This window comes from Mycolicibacterium phocaicum (genome assembly GCF_010731115.1).
Taxonomy (GTDB): Bacteria; Actinomycetota; Actinomycetes; order Mycobacteriales; family Mycobacteriaceae; genus Mycobacterium; species Mycobacterium phocaicum.
The window spans coordinates 4,902,759-4,917,642 of sequence record NZ_AP022616.1 but is presented as its reverse complement, the minus strand read 5'-3'; the positions used below and the strand labels follow the sequence as shown (position 1 = coordinate 4,917,642).

Annotated in this window: 12 protein-coding genes and 1 pseudogene; 3 read left to right on the top strand and 10 right to left on the bottom strand. The window is 67.7% G+C overall.

Annotated elements, in window-relative coordinates; genetic code table 11:
* Together G6N46_RS23565 and G6N46_RS23560 are read right to left on the bottom strand one after the other, a co-directional pair.
* Positions 1-405 carry a lipoprotein LppJ family protein gene (locus G6N46_RS23565; protein ID WP_163692981.1) on the bottom strand — a complete coding sequence of 135 codons (405 nt, stop codon included), beginning with the start codon at positions 403-405 and terminating at the stop codon, positions 1-3.
* 115 nt (positions 406-520) lie between these two features.
* Positions 521-2,374, bottom strand: coding sequence for an alpha/beta hydrolase (locus tag G6N46_RS23560; protein WP_138250541.1), 1,854 nt, complete (start codon positions 2,372-2,374; stop codon positions 521-523).
* A gap of 144 nt (positions 2,375-2,518) precedes the next feature.
* Between G6N46_RS23560 and G6N46_RS23555 the strand changes: the two genes are divergently transcribed.
* On the top strand, positions 2,519-3,544 hold the full coding sequence (locus G6N46_RS23555; protein WP_138250542.1) for an NAD(P)H-dependent glycerol-3-phosphate dehydrogenase: 1,026 nt from the start codon (positions 2,519-2,521) through the stop codon (positions 3,542-3,544).
* Positions 3,545-3,554: 10 nt separating this feature from the next.
* Here G6N46_RS23555 and G6N46_RS23550 read toward each other — a convergent pair whose 3' ends face one another.
* From G6N46_RS23550 to G6N46_RS23535, 4 genes are all read right to left on the bottom strand, one after another.
* A complete protein-coding gene (locus tag G6N46_RS23550; RefSeq protein WP_234880767.1) occupies positions 3,555-4,112 on the bottom strand; it encodes a hypothetical protein in 558 nt (185 codons plus the stop codon).
* Positions 4,113-4,161: 49 nt separating this feature from the next.
* Positions 4,162-4,458 carry a hypothetical protein gene (locus G6N46_RS23545; protein WP_138250544.1) on the bottom strand — a complete coding sequence of 99 codons (297 nt, stop codon included), beginning with the start codon at positions 4,456-4,458 and terminating at the stop codon, positions 4,162-4,164.
* Between the two features lie 138 nt (positions 4,459-4,596).
* Positions 4,597-6,168, bottom strand: a complete 1,572-nt coding sequence (locus tag G6N46_RS23540; protein WP_234880776.1) for a sensor histidine kinase — start codon at positions 6,166-6,168, stop codon at positions 4,597-4,599.
* A gap of 19 nt (positions 6,169-6,187) precedes the next feature.
* Positions 6,188-6,970: a response regulator transcription factor gene (locus tag G6N46_RS23535; protein WP_133425381.1), complete on the bottom strand. Its 783-nt coding sequence runs from the start codon at positions 6,968-6,970 to the stop codon at positions 6,188-6,190.
* A gap of 465 nt (positions 6,971-7,435) precedes the next feature.
* On the opposite strand from G6N46_RS23535, the gene G6N46_RS23530 reads away from it, so the two are divergent.
* The gene (locus G6N46_RS23530; RefSeq protein ID WP_138250545.1) at positions 7,436-9,613 is read left to right on the top strand and encodes a SulP family inorganic anion transporter; all 2,178 of its coding nucleotides are present in this window, start codon (positions 7,436-7,438) and stop codon (positions 9,611-9,613) included.
* Positions 9,614-9,697: 84 nt separating this feature from the next.
* Here G6N46_RS23530 and G6N46_RS23525 read toward each other — a convergent pair whose 3' ends face one another.
* From G6N46_RS23525 to grcC1, 3 genes are all read right to left on the bottom strand, one after another.
* Positions 9,698-10,402, bottom strand: coding sequence for a DUF1326 domain-containing protein (locus tag G6N46_RS23525; RefSeq protein WP_167526430.1), 705 nt, complete (start codon positions 10,400-10,402; stop codon positions 9,698-9,700).
* A gap of 217 nt (positions 10,403-10,619) precedes the next feature.
* Complete coding sequence (htpX, locus tag G6N46_RS23520) at positions 10,620-11,483, bottom strand: zinc metalloprotease HtpX (protein WP_138250546.1); 864 nt, start codon at positions 11,481-11,483, stop codon at positions 10,620-10,622.
* 84 nt (positions 11,484-11,567) lie between these two features.
* Complete coding sequence (gene grcC1, locus G6N46_RS23515; protein WP_163692979.1) at positions 11,568-12,575, bottom strand: nonaprenyl/(2E,6E)-farnesyl/geranylgeranyl diphosphat synthase; 1,008 nt, start codon at positions 12,573-12,575, stop codon at positions 11,568-11,570.
* 21 nt (positions 12,576-12,596) lie between these two features.
* On the opposite strand from grcC1, the gene menJ reads away from it, so the two are divergent.
* Complete coding sequence (gene menJ, locus G6N46_RS23510) at positions 12,597-13,817, top strand: menaquinone reductase MenJ (protein WP_138250547.1); 1,221 nt, start codon at positions 12,597-12,599, stop codon at positions 13,815-13,817.
* Here the strand turns inward: menJ and G6N46_RS23505 are convergent.
* A pseudogene (locus G6N46_RS23505) lies at positions 13,810-14,879 on the bottom strand (alpha/beta hydrolase). The gene menJ and the pseudogene G6N46_RS23505 sit on opposite strands and share 8 nt — an antisense overlap.
* Between the last annotated feature and the right edge of the window lie 5 nt (positions 14,880-14,884).

Here is a 14,884-nt window from a genome sequence, read left to right as displayed (position 1 = left end):
TCAGCTGTCGCTGTTCAGCTCTTTGGTCAAGTTGGTGCCGTTGTTCTTGCTGTCCCCGTAATGGTTGGTCACATTGCGGCATTCGCCGTAAATCTTGAACCGGAGCCGATTTTCGCCCTGGTAGTACTCGATGTTGACCGCGACGCCGTCGCGGTTGATGGTGCCGCCGTACATGTGTTGGGAAGGCAGCTTGTCTGACCATCCCGACGCCAGCATGGCCGCCTTGACCCGCTCGGCATAGTCATGGCCGCTGACGCCCGACGGCAGCGCCGCACTCATCTCGATGTAGCCCTTGTTGAGCGGCGATCCCATGTCGTTGCAGAACTCCAGATAGCCGCCGCCTTGAACGTCTTGCAGCCCAGCCGCTTTCCGTAGTTGCCTGCCGGCGTTGATGACCTGCGCCATGGACTCTTCATCGGTCATGGGGTGCGCTGGACGATCGTCGTGGGGAAGCAATCCACATCCTCCTAACATCAGGGCAATCACGGCAGCCGCCGCCGCTGTACCGACGCGCTGTCGACTACTTGTAATCATGGTCGTTCTTCACCGTCTCACCTGGGCGATTGGACTCGGGATCCGAATATGCCGGGGTCCCGGGAATGGGGATGTCCACGTGCGGCACGGGGACCTCGATGCCGAACGGCAGATCGACGTGGTCGGGCGTCGAGAAGGTCGGCTGATGCCGCTCGGCGGCCAGTAGTCCGTCGGACGCGAGGCGTTCGCTGTGCCCGCTGGCGATGTCGGTCATCGCCCGCAACGACTCACTGCCCATGTCGTAGTACTTCGAGTGGTCGTGGAAACTCCAGCCGGTCTCGCCGGCCACCTCGGCCCGGAACCGGGTGGCGCCGAATCCCTCTGCCGATGGATCGGTCCCCAGCCCGGCGACCGGCCCCAGCGGGTTGCCGAGCTCGGTGTTCAGCCATTGCGCCGCACCCGGACCGCCCATACCCAGTCGGGCGACAGGGTCGGTCGATGCCGCCCCGACGTACACCTGGCCACCGTTGACGTGGAAATCCGCGGCGCTGTGCGCCAAATCTGTTCCCGGACAACCGATCAACACCACATCATTGACTTTCATGCCGCTGCCCGCACACGCATCGGCCACCGTGGTGGACCCGTAGGAGTGGCCCATCACCGTGACGTGGGACGTGCCGAGATGCGTCGCAGCCAGCCCGTTGACGTCGGCGGCCAGCAGGTCGCCGCCCTGCCGGGCCAGGGTCGGGTTCGCGATCCGTGGATCGGTGAAGCTGTCGGGTGCGTCGTAGCCCATCCACATCATCACCGCGGTCGATCGACTCGGGTCCGCCAGCGCCGCCTGGTCGCACACGTGGATCGCATCGTCGTGGCCGTCGGCCAGCCAGCCGTCGTGGACGCTGCTGCCGGTGCCGGGCACGATCACCGTCGTGTTGTTGGCCGTGTCGGGGTTTCCGAGGCAGATGGCGGCCCGGCCCTGCCCGCCGTCGGCCTCTGGTTGATAAGCCCAGAGCATGACCGGGCGTTCCTTGGTCGGGTCCAAGGTGGAACCGCGCTGGTGCGCCAACCCCTCGCTGGTCCGCCGCGCGTTGTAGAACCGCGTGGCGTCGGTCTGTGTCAGTCCGAACCGGCCGGGGTCCTTGAGGACGTCGTCTTCAGAGACGTGGTTGCGGCTGGCGACGTCGCGGACCCGGTTCAGGTCGTCGTTCATCACCTGCTGGTTGACCGCGTCCCGAGCACTCGCCGGGACACCGTTGAGGTTGCCCAATTCGGGTGGATGCCGGGCGATCAGCTGCTGTCGCTGCTCCGGTGTCAGGCCGGTCCACCATTTGTCGACGTCCTCGGGGTTCGTCCCCGGCGGCGGAATCTGGATCTCCTGCCCGTCGATATTCACCGGCGCCGAGGGCTTCTGGCCTTGTACTGCCTGGTCGATCGCCGTGGCGGTGAGCGTGTCGGTGGTCTCGAAGGCCTTCAGCTGCTCCTGAATCGAGTTGGTGAAGAACTCGGCCGTCTTCTTGACGGGCCCCAGGTCGCCGATCAACCACTGCTGCGGTGTGACCACGCCGTCGTCGCTGACCGAGAACCCGAGTTGGAGCGCGGTGTCGACGAATTCCAGCAGAGTGCTGCGCAACGAAGTCAGCTGATTGCCGCCATCGGTGAGCGCCTTGGCCAGCTTGTCCAGCCGGCCGCGGTAGGCCTCCTGCTCGTCGATCAGCTGCTGCGCCTTGGCGATGGCGGCGTCGCTCGCCTGCCCCTGCCAATTCGCTTTCAAGTTGGCCAGCTGGCCGCGCTCGACGCCGATGACGATCTCCAGCGCGGCCGACGTGGTCCGCACGTCATCGGCGGCGTCGAGCATCGCCCCGGGCTTGGCCGCGCGCACGCGCGACACCGTCACCGTCACTACTGCCGCACCCCCTCGGCGATCGCTCCTCCGATCGTCGCACAGTGCGGGGGTACCAACCGACACAACATGCAATTCGCACGATCGACCGGACACTCCGCCAATCCCGTCGCTCCGCTCGCCCAGGCGACATAACCTGTGGCCATGGCATCAGCGCAGCGCGTACCGACCGTCGTCGTCCTCGGTGGCGGGTCGTGGGGCACCACGGTGGCCTCGATCTGCGCGCGGCGCGGCCCGACGCTGCAGTGGGTGCGGTCGGCTGAAACCGCCGCCGATATCAACGAAAAGCATTGCAACAGCCGCTATCTGGGCGACGGGGTGGCCCTTCCCGAATCATTGCGGGCGACCACCGACTTTTCCGAGGCAGCCAATTGCGCAGACGTCATCGTGATGGGCGTCCCGTCGCACGGCTTCCGCAATGTACTGGGCGAGCTGGCCAAGGAACTGCGGCCGTGGGTTCCGGTGGTGTCACTGGTGAAAGGCCTGGAGCAGGGCACCAACATGCGCATGAGCCAGATCGTCGACGAGGTGCTGCCCGGGCACCCGGCCGGAATCCTGGCCGGCCCCAACATCGCCCGCGAGGTCGCCGAGGGCTACGCCGCCGCCGCGGTGCTCGCGATGCCCGACCAGCACCTCGCCGCGAATCTCGCAGGCCTGTTCCGCACCAGGCGTTTTCGCACCTACACCACCGACGACGTGATCGGCGTCGAGATGGCCGGGGCTCTCAAGAACGTGTACGCCATCTCGGTCGGCATGGGCTATTCACTGGGCATCGGCGAGAACACCCGCGCGATGGTGATGGCGCGTGCGGTGGCCGAGATGTCCAAGCTCGGCGTGGCGATGGGCGGCAACCGTGACACGTTCGCCGGCCTGGCCGGCATGGGCGACCTGATCGTCACCTGCACCAGCCAGCGCAGCCGCAACCGGCACGTCGGCGAGCAGCTGGGTCAGGGCAAGCCCATCGACGAGATCATCGCGTCGATGAACCAGGTGGCCGAGGGCGTCAAGGCCGCCAGCGTGATCATGGAGTTCGCCGAGACGCACGGGCTGAGCATGCCGATCGCCCGCGAGGTGGACCGGGTGATCAACCACGGCTGCACGGTGGCGGACGCCTACGCCGGCCTCATGCTCGAGAAGCCCGGGCACGAGGTGCACGGCGCCGGGTTCTGACGCCCGCGACTCAGTTGAAGTAGGGGTTGCGGTCTTTGGGCCTGTCCAGCAACGGATTCGACTCGTTGACGATGAAGCTGCCGGCCGGGCTGACCACGAAACCGGACTGGTCGAAGCTGTTGACGCACGCCGTCATGGTGCCGTCGGTGCCGCACGTGATGTTGCGGTAGGTGATGCGCGAACCGGCCGGCAGGGTCTGCACCGCACCGGGCATCTCGCCGACGTACTTCGGACCGTTCAAGGTGTTGAACGCCGGCGCGCCGACCTGCTGGCCGACGACCACGTTGGAGCCCTCCGGGGCGCCCGGCATCGGGCCGCTACAGCCGTACTCGCCTTCGTTGCGGCGCATGATGCACGTCAGGCCGCCGGGCGCCTGGAACATGTAGAACGTCCCGTCTTTACTGGCGTAGGTCGACGGGGTGACGGGCTTGAATCCGTTCAGATTCGGCGCGGCGGGCCCCGGTGGCGGGGGCACGGGCTCCGGCGGCGGCGCTGCCGCGGCAACGCCCGGCACCAACGAGATCGCCCAAACGGCCGCGACCCCACCGATCAGGAATCTGCTCAACATCCGCTCAGCGTAGAACCCGGTGGCCGCACCTCGCAGTGTCAGCGGCAAATCACTTGCAGCCGAGGTCGACGTACACCGTGGTGGTCTGTCCGTTCAGCCTGCCACCCTGACTCGAAAGCTCACGGCCGTGCCGGACGGCGGTGACCGTGCACTTGTCGATGGATCCGCTGCCGACCCGCGACTCGATCACCCGGAAGCCCTCGGTCTGCAACCGGTGGATCGTCTGCGTCGCGGACTCGCCGGGCGCCGGCGGCACCACCGGCCGAGCCGCGGCCGGCGCGGCCAGCGCGACCGTCAGCGCCAGCACGATTCCTGTGGCCGCTGTGATTCTGGTGGGACTCTTCATGGTTTTCCCTTTCCGCATCCAGCGCCGACGGCGCTGGATCAATAACTCCGACGGTAGTCGCGGAAATGGTCGAGAAAGGAATTCTCAGGCTGAACACATACGGATATCCGCATGAATCACATCGAATTCAGGCGAAATTCAAACAGTCGACTCGGATACGTGCGGGTTGTGCGACTCACTCACCGTCACGTACTCCCCGACTTCCCGTTCCATCGGCAGCCGCACCCGGAAAACCGTTCCCGCAGTGTTCGATTCGACCTTCACCCGACCGCCGTGCGCTTTGACGATCGTCGACACGATCGCCAGGCCCAGCCCCGTGCTGCCGAGCACGCGAGAACGCGATTTGTCGGCGACCACAAATCTGTCGAACAAATTCGGCAACAATTCTTCCGGAATTCCCGGCCCGTCGTCGGCGACGGTCAATTCCACACATCCGGGACCCGGCGTCAGGCTTGTCGTGACCGATACTCCGGCCGGCGTATGGACGCGTGCGTTGGCCAGCAGGTTGCCGATCACCTGATGCAGCCGGGCCGGGTCGCCGCGTACCCAGATCGGGACGTCGGGCAGCCGCGAGCGCCAGCGGTGCGCGGGCGACGACACCGCGGCGTCGTTGACGGCGTTGATCACCAGGTCGCACAGTTCGACATCGTCGGTCTCGAGGTCCTGGTGCTCCTCGAGACGCGAGATGAGCAGCAGGTCCTCGACCAGACCGGACATCCGCTGCGCCTCGGACTCGATGCGGGCGAGCGCGTACTCGGTGGTCTCGGGCAGTGCGGCGCTGTCCTGGCGGGTCAGTTCGGCGTACCCGCGGATGGCGGCCAGCGGGGTCCGCAACTCGTGGCTGGCGTCGGTGAGGAACTGTCGTGTCCGGCGGTGCGACGCGGCGAGCTCGGCCAGCGCGCTGTCGACGTTGTCGAGCAGTTTGTTGAGCGTGTCCCCCACGATGCCGACCTCGGTGCGCGGGTCGGTGTCCTCCGGCCGCACCCGTTCGGTGATCCGGTGGTCCTCGCTGCCGAACTGACGCGTCGCCACCTTCGCCGCGGTCGAGGCCACGCGACTCAGCGGCCGCAGCGCGTAGTTCACCACCGCGATGGTGCCGACGGCCGTCAGCGCGATGGCCAGCAGCGTCATGACCGCGACCGCGACCGTCTTGCGCGCCACCACGCTGTTGGCGTCTTCCATGGACACGCCCGAGACCAGCACGTCGCCGCCGCCGGCGTCCTGCCCCGCCATCCGGTACCAACCGAGTCGCGGCAGCTTCACCGTCCGTGGCCCGAGGTTGGTCCACTGCTGGCCGCTGACGGCCTTGACGACGTCGGGCTGGACCGGTTTGGGTTCGCCGTCGGGGAACACCGCCGACTGCACGACGAGACCCTTGTGCAGCACCGCGATGAGATTTCCCGGGGCCTGGCCACCGAACGCGGTCAGGCCGTCTTCGCCGGCGTCGATCGGATGCGCCGGATCACCGCGCTTGATCTCCAGCCGGTCATAGGAGTGCCCGAGGGCATCGAGTGAACGGTCGAGTTCCGCGTCGCTCATCGCGGACACGTAGCTGTGCAGGCTGTACACCGACAGCACCCCGACGGCCAGAAGCACCACGGTGACCAGCGACGTGACGCCGAACACGAGGCGTCGGCGCAGGGTGCGCGGACGCCACCACGGCGCCCGAACCGGGGTACGGGCCGGCACTCGAGTCGGCACCCGGGTCACATGCGTCACCTCGGGCAGGTTAGTCCTCCGTGTCGGCAGGGCGCAGCATGTAGCCCACGCCGCGCACTGTGTGGATCATCGGTTCGCGATCGGTGTCGATCTTCTTGCGCAGATACGAGATGTACAGGTCGACGATGCTCGACTTGCCACCGAATCCGTAGTTCCACACCCGGTCGAGAATCTCCGCGCGGGCAATGGCCCGGCGCGGGTTACGCATCAGGTACCGGAGCAGTTCGAACTCGGTGACGGTCAACGAGATCGGCTCACCGGCGCGGGTCACCTCACGGCTCGCGCCGTTGAGGACCATGTCGCCGACCTTGAGCACCTCGTCGGACTCGGGCGCGAGCTGGCTGGACCGGCGCAGCAGTCCGCGCAGCCGAGCCACCAGCTCTTCGAGGCTGAACGGCTTGGTCATGTAGTCGTCGGCGCCGGCGGTCAATCCCGTGACGCGGTCCATCACCGAGTCCCGCGCCGTGAGGAACAGCGTCGGGGTGTAGCCCTCGGCCGCGCGCACGCGCTGCAGCAACTGCAGGCCGTCGGTGTCGGGCAGCATGATGTCCAGCACGACGAGGTCCGGTTCCATCTCGCCGAACTTGGTCACCGCATCGCGGCCGTTGTGCGCGACCTCGACGACCCAGCCCTCGTAGTGCAGCGCCATCTTGACCAGGTTGGTCAGCGCCGGCTCATCGTCGACCAGCAACACCCGGATGGGAGATCCGTCGGCACGTTCCATGCGCGGCAGCTGGCCGAGCACGGCGGCCCGGGGGTGACGCTCTCGTGGTGGTACCGACATCGTTGTCATTCTTCCATTGTGTTGAGAACACAGAAAATTGTCACTGCGTTCATACCGAGTTCAAATATTAGTCCCTGGATATGACTCACGTCACCTACCTGAGCCGATGTGATGCGCGAGAATCGTTGCAATACAGTGATTTTGACTGGTCGGACCCCCAATCACGAGCATACCGACCGGATCGATTCAAGCCGGTATCCCAGGTCGCCCAATCGATCAACCCTCTGGCCCACGGAGAAGATTTGCGTTCTCTATGGGAACTCTTCCTCGCCTTGCGACCCTGTCTGGCGATAAATACTCTCGCACTTAGCAAGTGACGTCGCTTATCTTCGGCGACCGTCGAACAGTTCTGAAACATGTTGTCTCGCAACATGTTTAATCGACAATGGTGTCGGCGGGTGCGAGGACCGAAACTCGCGCAGCGCATCTGCACATGTGTCCATCGGACAACAATCGGAGAACGGAAACCTCGTCATGCTGGAAACCGCCCCGCCGGCAAAGGGTCTACGCGCCATACTGCGCTACGACCTGCCCGCGTCACTTGTCGTATTCCTCGTGGCACTGCCACTGTCGCTCGGCATCGCCGTCGCATCCAACGCGCCCATCCTGGCCGGCATCATCGCCGCCATCGTCGGCGGCATCGTCGCCGGCGCGCTCGGCGGCTCGCCGCTGCAGGTGAGCGGACCGGCCGCCGGCCTGACCGTCATCGTCGCCGGACTGATCGCCGAATTCGGCTGGGCGGTCACCTGCGCCATCACCGTCGGCGCCGGCATTCTGCAGATCCTGTTCGGCCTGAGCCGGGTGGCCCGCGCCGCACTGGCCATCTCGCCCGTCGTCGTGCACGCCATGCTCGCGGGCATCGGCATCACCATTGCGCTGCAGCAGCTGCACGTGCTGCTGGGCGGCAAGTCCAACAGCAGCGCGTGGGAGAACATCGAGCAGCTGCCGGCCGGGCTGATGAACCTCCACGGTCCCGGATTCCTGCTCGGCATGCTGGTCATCGTCACGCTCGTCGCGTGGCGCTGGGTGCCGGCCCCGATCAACCGCGTCCCGGGTCCGCTGGTCGCCATCGTCGGCGTGACGGCGCTCTCCGTCCTGTTGCCGTTCGACGTCAAGCGCATTCAGATCAACGGCTCGCTGCTGGACTCGCTGTCGTTGCCGACCCTGCCCACGGGCGACTGGGACGGCGTCATCGCCGGCGTGCTGACCGTCGCGCTGATCGCCAGCGTCGAGAGCCTGCTGTCGGCGGTCTCGGTCGACCGCATGCACAACGGTCCGCGCACCAACTTCGACCGTGAGCTGATCGGTCAGGGCACGGCCAACGCCATCTCCGGCGCCATCGGCGGCCTGCCCGTCACCGGCGTCATCGTGCGCAGCTCGACCAACGTCGCCGCCGGCGCCAAGACCCGGGCCTCGGCGATCCTGCACGGTGTCTGGATTCTGCTGTTCGCGGTGCCGTTCGCCGGCCTGGCACAGCTGATCCCGACGTCGGCGCTCGCCGGTCTGCTGATCGTCATCGGCTGCCAGCTGGTCAAGAAGGTGCACATCGAAACCGCCCGGCGCACAGGCGATATCGCGGTCTACGTCATCACGGTGCTCGGCGTCGTCTTCCTCAACCTGCTCGAGGGTGTGTTGATCGGCCTCGCCCTGGCGGTGGCTCTGACGGTGTGGCGCGTCATCCGGGCCAAGATCGTCACCGAGCACATCGCCGGCAACGACTGGCGCATCGTGATCGAGGGCTCGGTCAGCTTCCTGTCGCTGCCGCGCCTGACCTCGGCTCTGGCTTCGGTGCCGACCGGTTCCGACGTCACCGTCGAGCTGTCGGTGGACTTCATCGACCACGCCGCCCACGAGACCATCGACGAGTGGAAGCGCCAGCACGTCGCCGGCGGCGGCTCCGTCGAGATTCACGAGCACGGCACCGCCGAGCTGCACAGTGCGGCCGCCGGCCCGCCGACCCGCACCTTCACGCCGTTCGACAAGCGCTCGGGTGTCGTCCCGTGGAAGTCGCAGCCGCAGACCTCCTCTGTGATGGAGGGCCTGGAGACCTACCATCGCCGCACCGCACCCGTGCTGCGCCCGCACATGGAGGATCTGGCCCACACCCAGAAGCCGGAGACGCTGTTCATCACCTGCGTCGACTCGCGGGTCGTGCCCAACGTCATCACCAGCAGTGGCCCCGGTGATCTGCTGACGGTCCGCAACGTCGGCAACCTGATCCCGGAGGGACGCGCCGACGCCTCGGTCGAGGCGGCCATCGCCTTCGCGGTCGAGGTCCTCGAGGTCTCGTCGATCGTGGTGTGCGGCCACTCCAGCTGCGGCGCCATGACCGCGCTGCTGGGCGGCGATCAGGGTCACGACGAGCACCTGCACACCTGGCTGGAGCACGGCGATGCGACGTTGCGCGCCTTCGACGAAGGCCGCCACCCCGTGGCCGTCGCGGCGGCCGAGGAAGGTTTCGGCGTCGTCGACCAGCTGTCGATGGTCAACGTCGCACTTCAGGCGCAGACCCTCGCCGCCCACCCGCTGGTCCGGGCCCGGCACCGCGCCGGTGACCTCGAGGTGATCGGGTTGTTCTATGACATCGGCACCGCGGCCGCCCTCCGGGTGACGCCGGTCAGCGTGGACCGTCTGGTCGAGGTTGCCGAGTAGTACCTGATTGATCCTGCGCCCAGGGCCGTACCCCGCGAGAGCGGCAGGCCCTGGGCGCAGTGTCATTTCCGGGTCTTCTTCAGCTCAGTTGCAGCAGCAGGTGCCACCGGCGGTGACCTCGACGACGGGCATGGTGCCGTCGGGCCGCCAGTCGAACGGGAAGTGCTTGCTGGAGGCGCCGAGGTACTCGTGGGAGAAGTCGAAGCCGACGGCGTCGGCCTTCTTGACCACGCCCCACGTCGCCACCTGTCCCGGCCCGACTTCCGCACCAGGAGCGTTGACCGTGGTGACGCGACGATTCGGGTCGGCCGTCGGGCCGGTCAGCGCATCCACCCTGACGTCGACCTTGCCCGGAATCTCCGCCCGCCAGTAAGCCAGGTCGTCGGCCGCGGCGAAGTTGATCGGCGCGTACTCGATGCCCCGCAGCTCGCTGATCAGGCTGCCGAACTCCCCCGGCCAGCCGCCCTCGTCGCCGCGGAAAATCCGCTCCAGGGCGGCACGCTGATCGGCGTCGGCCTTCTCGTCGATATAGAACATCAGCTTCATGGTGGCGTCCGGGTCGCCGATCCACATGTTGCCGGCGAACTCGCCCAGGGCCACCACCCCGAGACCACTCAAATCGGTTGTACCGTAATGCCCTTCGTGCACCTGCCAGACGAGTGTGAACAGGCAGTCGCCGTGCGTGGGCTCCTGCGCGAAGCTGCACGGGCAGGGCAGCTTGCAGCTGCACACATCGAACCACTCGCCGCGCAGATGCCAATCGGCCTTGGGAGTTGCCGCCACCGTCATCGCTCTGAATCCCTTCTCGTTTACATACCCCCTGGGGGTACCTGACAAGGGCGACGTTACGCAGCGACGCCAGGGGTGGTCAAGTACCCCCAGGGGGTATCTTTCTATGAGTTTCACGTGCCCGCCCGGCCCGCGGCGTGCGTTGACCCTGAAACCAGGGCGCAAGTGTGCGAGAAGCCAAGACCCTCGACGCAGGATCAACGAGAGAAACCGGGCACTACCGCCCGGCCATACGCTCCAGGCGCGCGATCCGGTCCTCGATGGGCGGATGGGTCGAGAACAGCTTGCCGATCTTCTCGCCGGCCCGGAACGGGTTGGCGATCATCAGGTGGGCCTGGTCGGCCAGCTGCGGCTCCGGGGGCAGCGGGGCCTGCTGGACGCCGGCGCTGATCTTGCGCAGCGCGCTCGCCAGCGCCAGCGGGTCGCCTGTCAGCTCGGCGCCCGACTGGTCGGCCTGGTACTCGCGCGAGCGCGACACGGCCAGCCGGATGATGGTCGCGGCCAGCGGGCCGACGATCGAAAGTACCAGCAGGACAAAAGGATTGGGCCGGTCGTCGCGGTCGCCACCGAACATGCCGATGAAGTACGCGACGTTGACCAGTGCCGTCACCACCGACGCCATGGCGCCCGCGACGCAGGAGATCAGGATGTCGCGGTTGTAGACGTGCGACAGCTCATGCCCCAGCACGGCGCGCAGCTCGCGCTCGGTGAGGAGGTTCAGGATGCCCGTCGTGCAGCACACCGCGGCATTGCGGGGATTGCGCCCGGTGGCGAAGGCGTTGGGGGCGTCGGTGTCGCTGATGTAGAGCTGCGGCATCGGCTGCCGCGCGGTGGTGGCCAGCTCGCGGACGATGCGGTACATGGCGGGCGCCTGCATCTCGCTGACCGGCTGCGCATGCATGGCCCGCAGCGCCATCTTGGCGCTGTTGAAGTAGACGTAGGCGTTCATGCCGATGGCGAACAGCACCGCCAGGTACATGATGTTCTTGCCGAACAGCGACCCGATCAGCACGATGAGCGTCGAGAAGCCCGCCAGCAGCGCGAACGTCTTCGCGGTGTTCGCGTGCGGATTCCACGTCATCGGCTACCTCCTCCAGCGCAGTCAAACTCACTGAATTGAACGCTCGGCAACTGGTGCCTGGTTCCAGGGTGTCCCGTCGGGAGGTCAGCCGTGGCGGTCAGCGGTGTACTCGACCAGGTTGAGCAGCGCCAACCGGCCGGGCAGGTCCGGGAGGTTGTTCAGCTCGGCGCGAGCGTCCGCGGCGAAGCGCTGCACGGTGCGCTTGGCCTCCACCATGCCGTGCGACGCGCGCAACAACGCCAGCGCCTCGGCGAGGTCGGCGTCGTTGTCGATGGGCTTGGCCAGCAGCACCCGCAGCCGGTCGGCGTCGGGTCCGGTTTCCTTCAGCGCGTACAGCACCGGCAGGGTGTGCACGCCTTCACGCAGATCGGTACCCGGCACCTTGCCCGACTCGTCGGGATCACTGTCGATGTCGATGATGTCGTCGGAGATCTGGAAGATGGTGCCGACGATGCCGCCGAGCCGGCTCAGCCGCTCGATCTGCTCCTCATCGGAGCCGGAGAACGTCGCGCCGAACCGTCCGGACGCCTCGATCAGGCACGAAGTCTTCTCGTACACGACCTTCAGGTAGTGCTCGACAGGGTCGGCGCCTTCGAGGGCGCCGCGGGTCTCGCGCATCTGGCCCGTCACCAGCTGGGCGAAGGTGTCGGCGATGACGCGCACCGCGTCGGGCCCCAGCCGGGACACCAGCCGCGAGGCGGTGGCGAACAGGTAGTCACCGGCCAGGATCGCGATGTTGTTGCCCCAGCGGGCATTGGCGCTGTCCGCGCCGCGTCGCACCTGCGCCTCGTCCATGACGTCGTCGTGGTACAGCGTCGCCAGGTGCACCAGCTCGATCACGGCGCCGGCGATCGCGACGTCGTTGTTGTCGGGGTCGGGCCCCAGCGACGCCGACAGCACGGTGAACAGCGGACGGAACCGCTTGCCACCGGCCTGGAACAGGTGCTGGACCGCCTCGGCCATCAGCTCGTCGGCTTTGCCCAGCTCGGTCGACATCAGGTCTTCGATGCGCGCGACCGCGTCACGAACCTGCGCGGCGAAGGCGGCGTCACCAAAGTCCACGCCCGCGACCACTGTCGCTGGTGTCTTCATGGGTCCAACATACTGGGCGGCATGGTCGTGCACGCAGATGTGGTCGTGGTCGGAGCCGGGCCGGCAGGTTCCGCCGCTGCCGCCTGGGCAGCGCGTCGGGGCCGCGACGTCCTGGTGATCGACTCCGCGCAGTTTCCCCGGGACAAGGCCTGCGGCGACGGGCTGACGCCGCGGGCCATCGCCGAGCTGCGTGAGCTGGGACTCGGCGAGTGGCTCGACGGCCACGTCAGCCACCACGGGCTGCGGCTGGCCGGCTTCGGCGCCCAGCGCGAGGTGCGCTGGCCCGGGCCGTCGTTCCCGGCCACCAGCAGCGCTGTGCCCCGCACCGAACTCGATGACCGGATTCGTCAGGTCGCCGCCGACTCCGGGGCGAAGATGCTGCTGGGCGTCAAGGCCGTAGGGGTCTCCCACGACGCCGCCGGCCGGGTCACCACGTTGCAGCTCGACGACGGACAAGAGGTGAGCTGCACCGAACTCATCGTGGCCGACGGTGCCCGCTCGACGCTGGGCCGTGTGCTGGGCCGGCAGTGGCACCAGGAGACGGTGTACGGCGTCGCGATCCGCGCCTACATCGAGACGCCGCGGCACGCCGAGCCGTGGATCACGTCGCACCTGGAGCTGCGCTCCCCCGAGGGCGAAGTGCTGCCGGGCTACGGCTGGATCTTCCCGCTGGGCAACGGCGACGTGAACATCGGCGTGGGTGCGCTGGCCACCGAGAAACGTCCGGCCGACGCCGCGCTGCGCCCGCTGCTCGCCCACTACACCGACCTGCGCCGCGACGAATGGGGCTTCGAGGGTCAGCCGCGGCTGGCCAAGTCGGCGCTGCTGCCGATGGGCGGCGCGGTGTCCGGCGTCGCGGGACCGAACTGGATGCTCGTCGGCGACGCCGCCGCGTGTGTCAACCCGCTCAACGGCGAGGGCATCGACTACGGCCTGGAAACCGGCCGGCTGGCTGCTGACCTGCTCGGCTCGGGCGACCTGAGCGCGGCCTGGCCCGCACTGCTGCAACAGCACTATGCCGCCGGGTTCTCCGTGGCCCGCCGACTGGCGATCCTGCTGACGCTGCCGAGGTTCCTGCCGCTGACGGGGCCTGTCGCGATGCGGTCGCAGTACCTGATGACGGTCGCGGTGCGGGCCATGGGCAATCTGGTGACGGAGGAGGACACCGACATGATCGCCCGCCTCTGGCGCCGCGCCGGACGCGGCTCACGCCGGCTGGATCAGCGCAAGCCGTTCAGCTGAGCGACCGCGCGAACCCGACGATGTCGCGCACGGTGGCAGCGAAGACGTCGGGCATGGCACCGGCAAGCAGGATGTCGCCCGCGTGGCAGGTGCCGGCGACGATCCGGCCGACGACGCTGACGCCCGCGGCGGCGAGCCTGCGGTAGTAGATCAGCCCCTCGTCGCGCAGCGGGTCGAGTTCGTTGACCGAAATGACGTGTGGCGGAAGGCCTTCCAGCTCCAGATCGGTGGCCTCCGCGGCCCAGCAGGTGCCGTCCTGCGCGTGCTGCTGGTCGGGGTCATAGATGGAACCCAACAGGGCCAGTTGCAGGCGGCTGATGAAGTACTGGTCGTTCTCCCGTAGCGACGGCAGCTCGTCGCAGTCCTCGAGCCACCGGTTGGAGATGTACGGACACTGCGCGTAGACGCCGGCGATCTCGCCGATCCAGCCTTCTCGCTTGGCCTTCAGCGCGACCGTCAGCGTCAGGTTCCCGCCGCCGGACTCCCCCGACACGATGAGGTGGCTGATCCCGAGCTCGTCCTGGTGCGCCGCGGTCCACCGCACGGCCGCGGCGCAGTCGCCCAGACCGGCCGGGAACGGGTGCGGGCCGAGGGCGGGCCGAGGGCACCGCCGGAGTTACGGAACTCGACGCCGACGACGACAAGGCCTGCGGCCGCGAGGTTTTCGCGCAGCCGGACGTACTGGATGTCTGCGGCACTGCAGATCGCCATGCCGCCGCCGTGCAGGTGCACGAGGCCGGGCAGCGGGCCGTCGGCGTCGGTCGGCCGGCTGATGAACAGCGTGATCTCGTTGCCGTCGGTGCCGGTGATGGTGGTGGTCGAGGTGGTGACGCCCGCTGCGGCCGGGGCCTGCTCGCCGAACATCTTGAGCACGGCGCCGGTCCCCTGCTCGGCGAAGTTCGAGAACTCCACGCGCTGCGCGAGCGGCGCGTCGACGGTCAGGGGCGCCTCCGGCAGTCGGCCGTCGATGCCGAACGCGGCGAGCGCCTTGACCATGCGCGGGTCGGCGCGCGGGTCGGTGCCGATGGTGCAGTCAGGGTCAGCCAGGCGTCCGTAGGGCATGGCCC

What these genes read in the sequence shown, in the direction of transcription:
- G6N46_RS23565 (WP_163692981.1), bottom strand. Translation starts at nt 405, where the DNA reads ATGGCGCAGGTCATCAACGCCGGCAGGCAACTACGGAAAGCGGCTGGG.
- G6N46_RS23525 (WP_167526430.1), bottom strand. Translation starts at nt 10,402, where the DNA reads ATGACGGTGGCGGCAACTCCCAAGGCCGATTGGCATCTGCGCGGCGAG.
- G6N46_RS23530 (WP_138250545.1), top strand. Translation starts at nt 7,436, where the DNA reads ATGCTGGAAACCGCCCCGCCGGCAAAGGGTCTACGCGCCATACTGCGC.
- menJ (WP_138250547.1), top strand. Translation starts at nt 12,597, where the DNA reads ATGGTCGTGCACGCAGATGTGGTCGTGGTCGGAGCCGGGCCGGCAGGT.
- G6N46_RS23535 (WP_133425381.1), bottom strand. Translation starts at nt 6,970, where the DNA reads ATGACAACGATGTCGGTACCACCACGAGAGCGTCACCCCCGGGCCGCC.
- grcC1 (WP_163692979.1), bottom strand. Translation starts at nt 12,575, where the DNA reads ATGAAGACACCAGCGACAGTGGTCGCGGGCGTGGACTTTGGTGACGCC.
- htpX (WP_138250546.1), bottom strand. Translation starts at nt 11,483, where the DNA reads ATGACGTGGAATCCGCACGCGAACACCGCGAAGACGTTCGCGCTGCTG.
- G6N46_RS23555 (WP_138250542.1), top strand. Translation starts at nt 2,519, where the DNA reads ATGGCATCAGCGCAGCGCGTACCGACCGTCGTCGTCCTCGGTGGCGGG.
- G6N46_RS23550 (WP_234880767.1), bottom strand. Translation starts at nt 4,112, where the DNA reads ATGTTGAGCAGATTCCTGATCGGTGGGGTCGCGGCCGTTTGGGCGATC.
- G6N46_RS23545 (WP_138250544.1), bottom strand. Translation starts at nt 4,458, where the DNA reads ATGAAGAGTCCCACCAGAATCACAGCGGCCACAGGAATCGTGCTGGCG.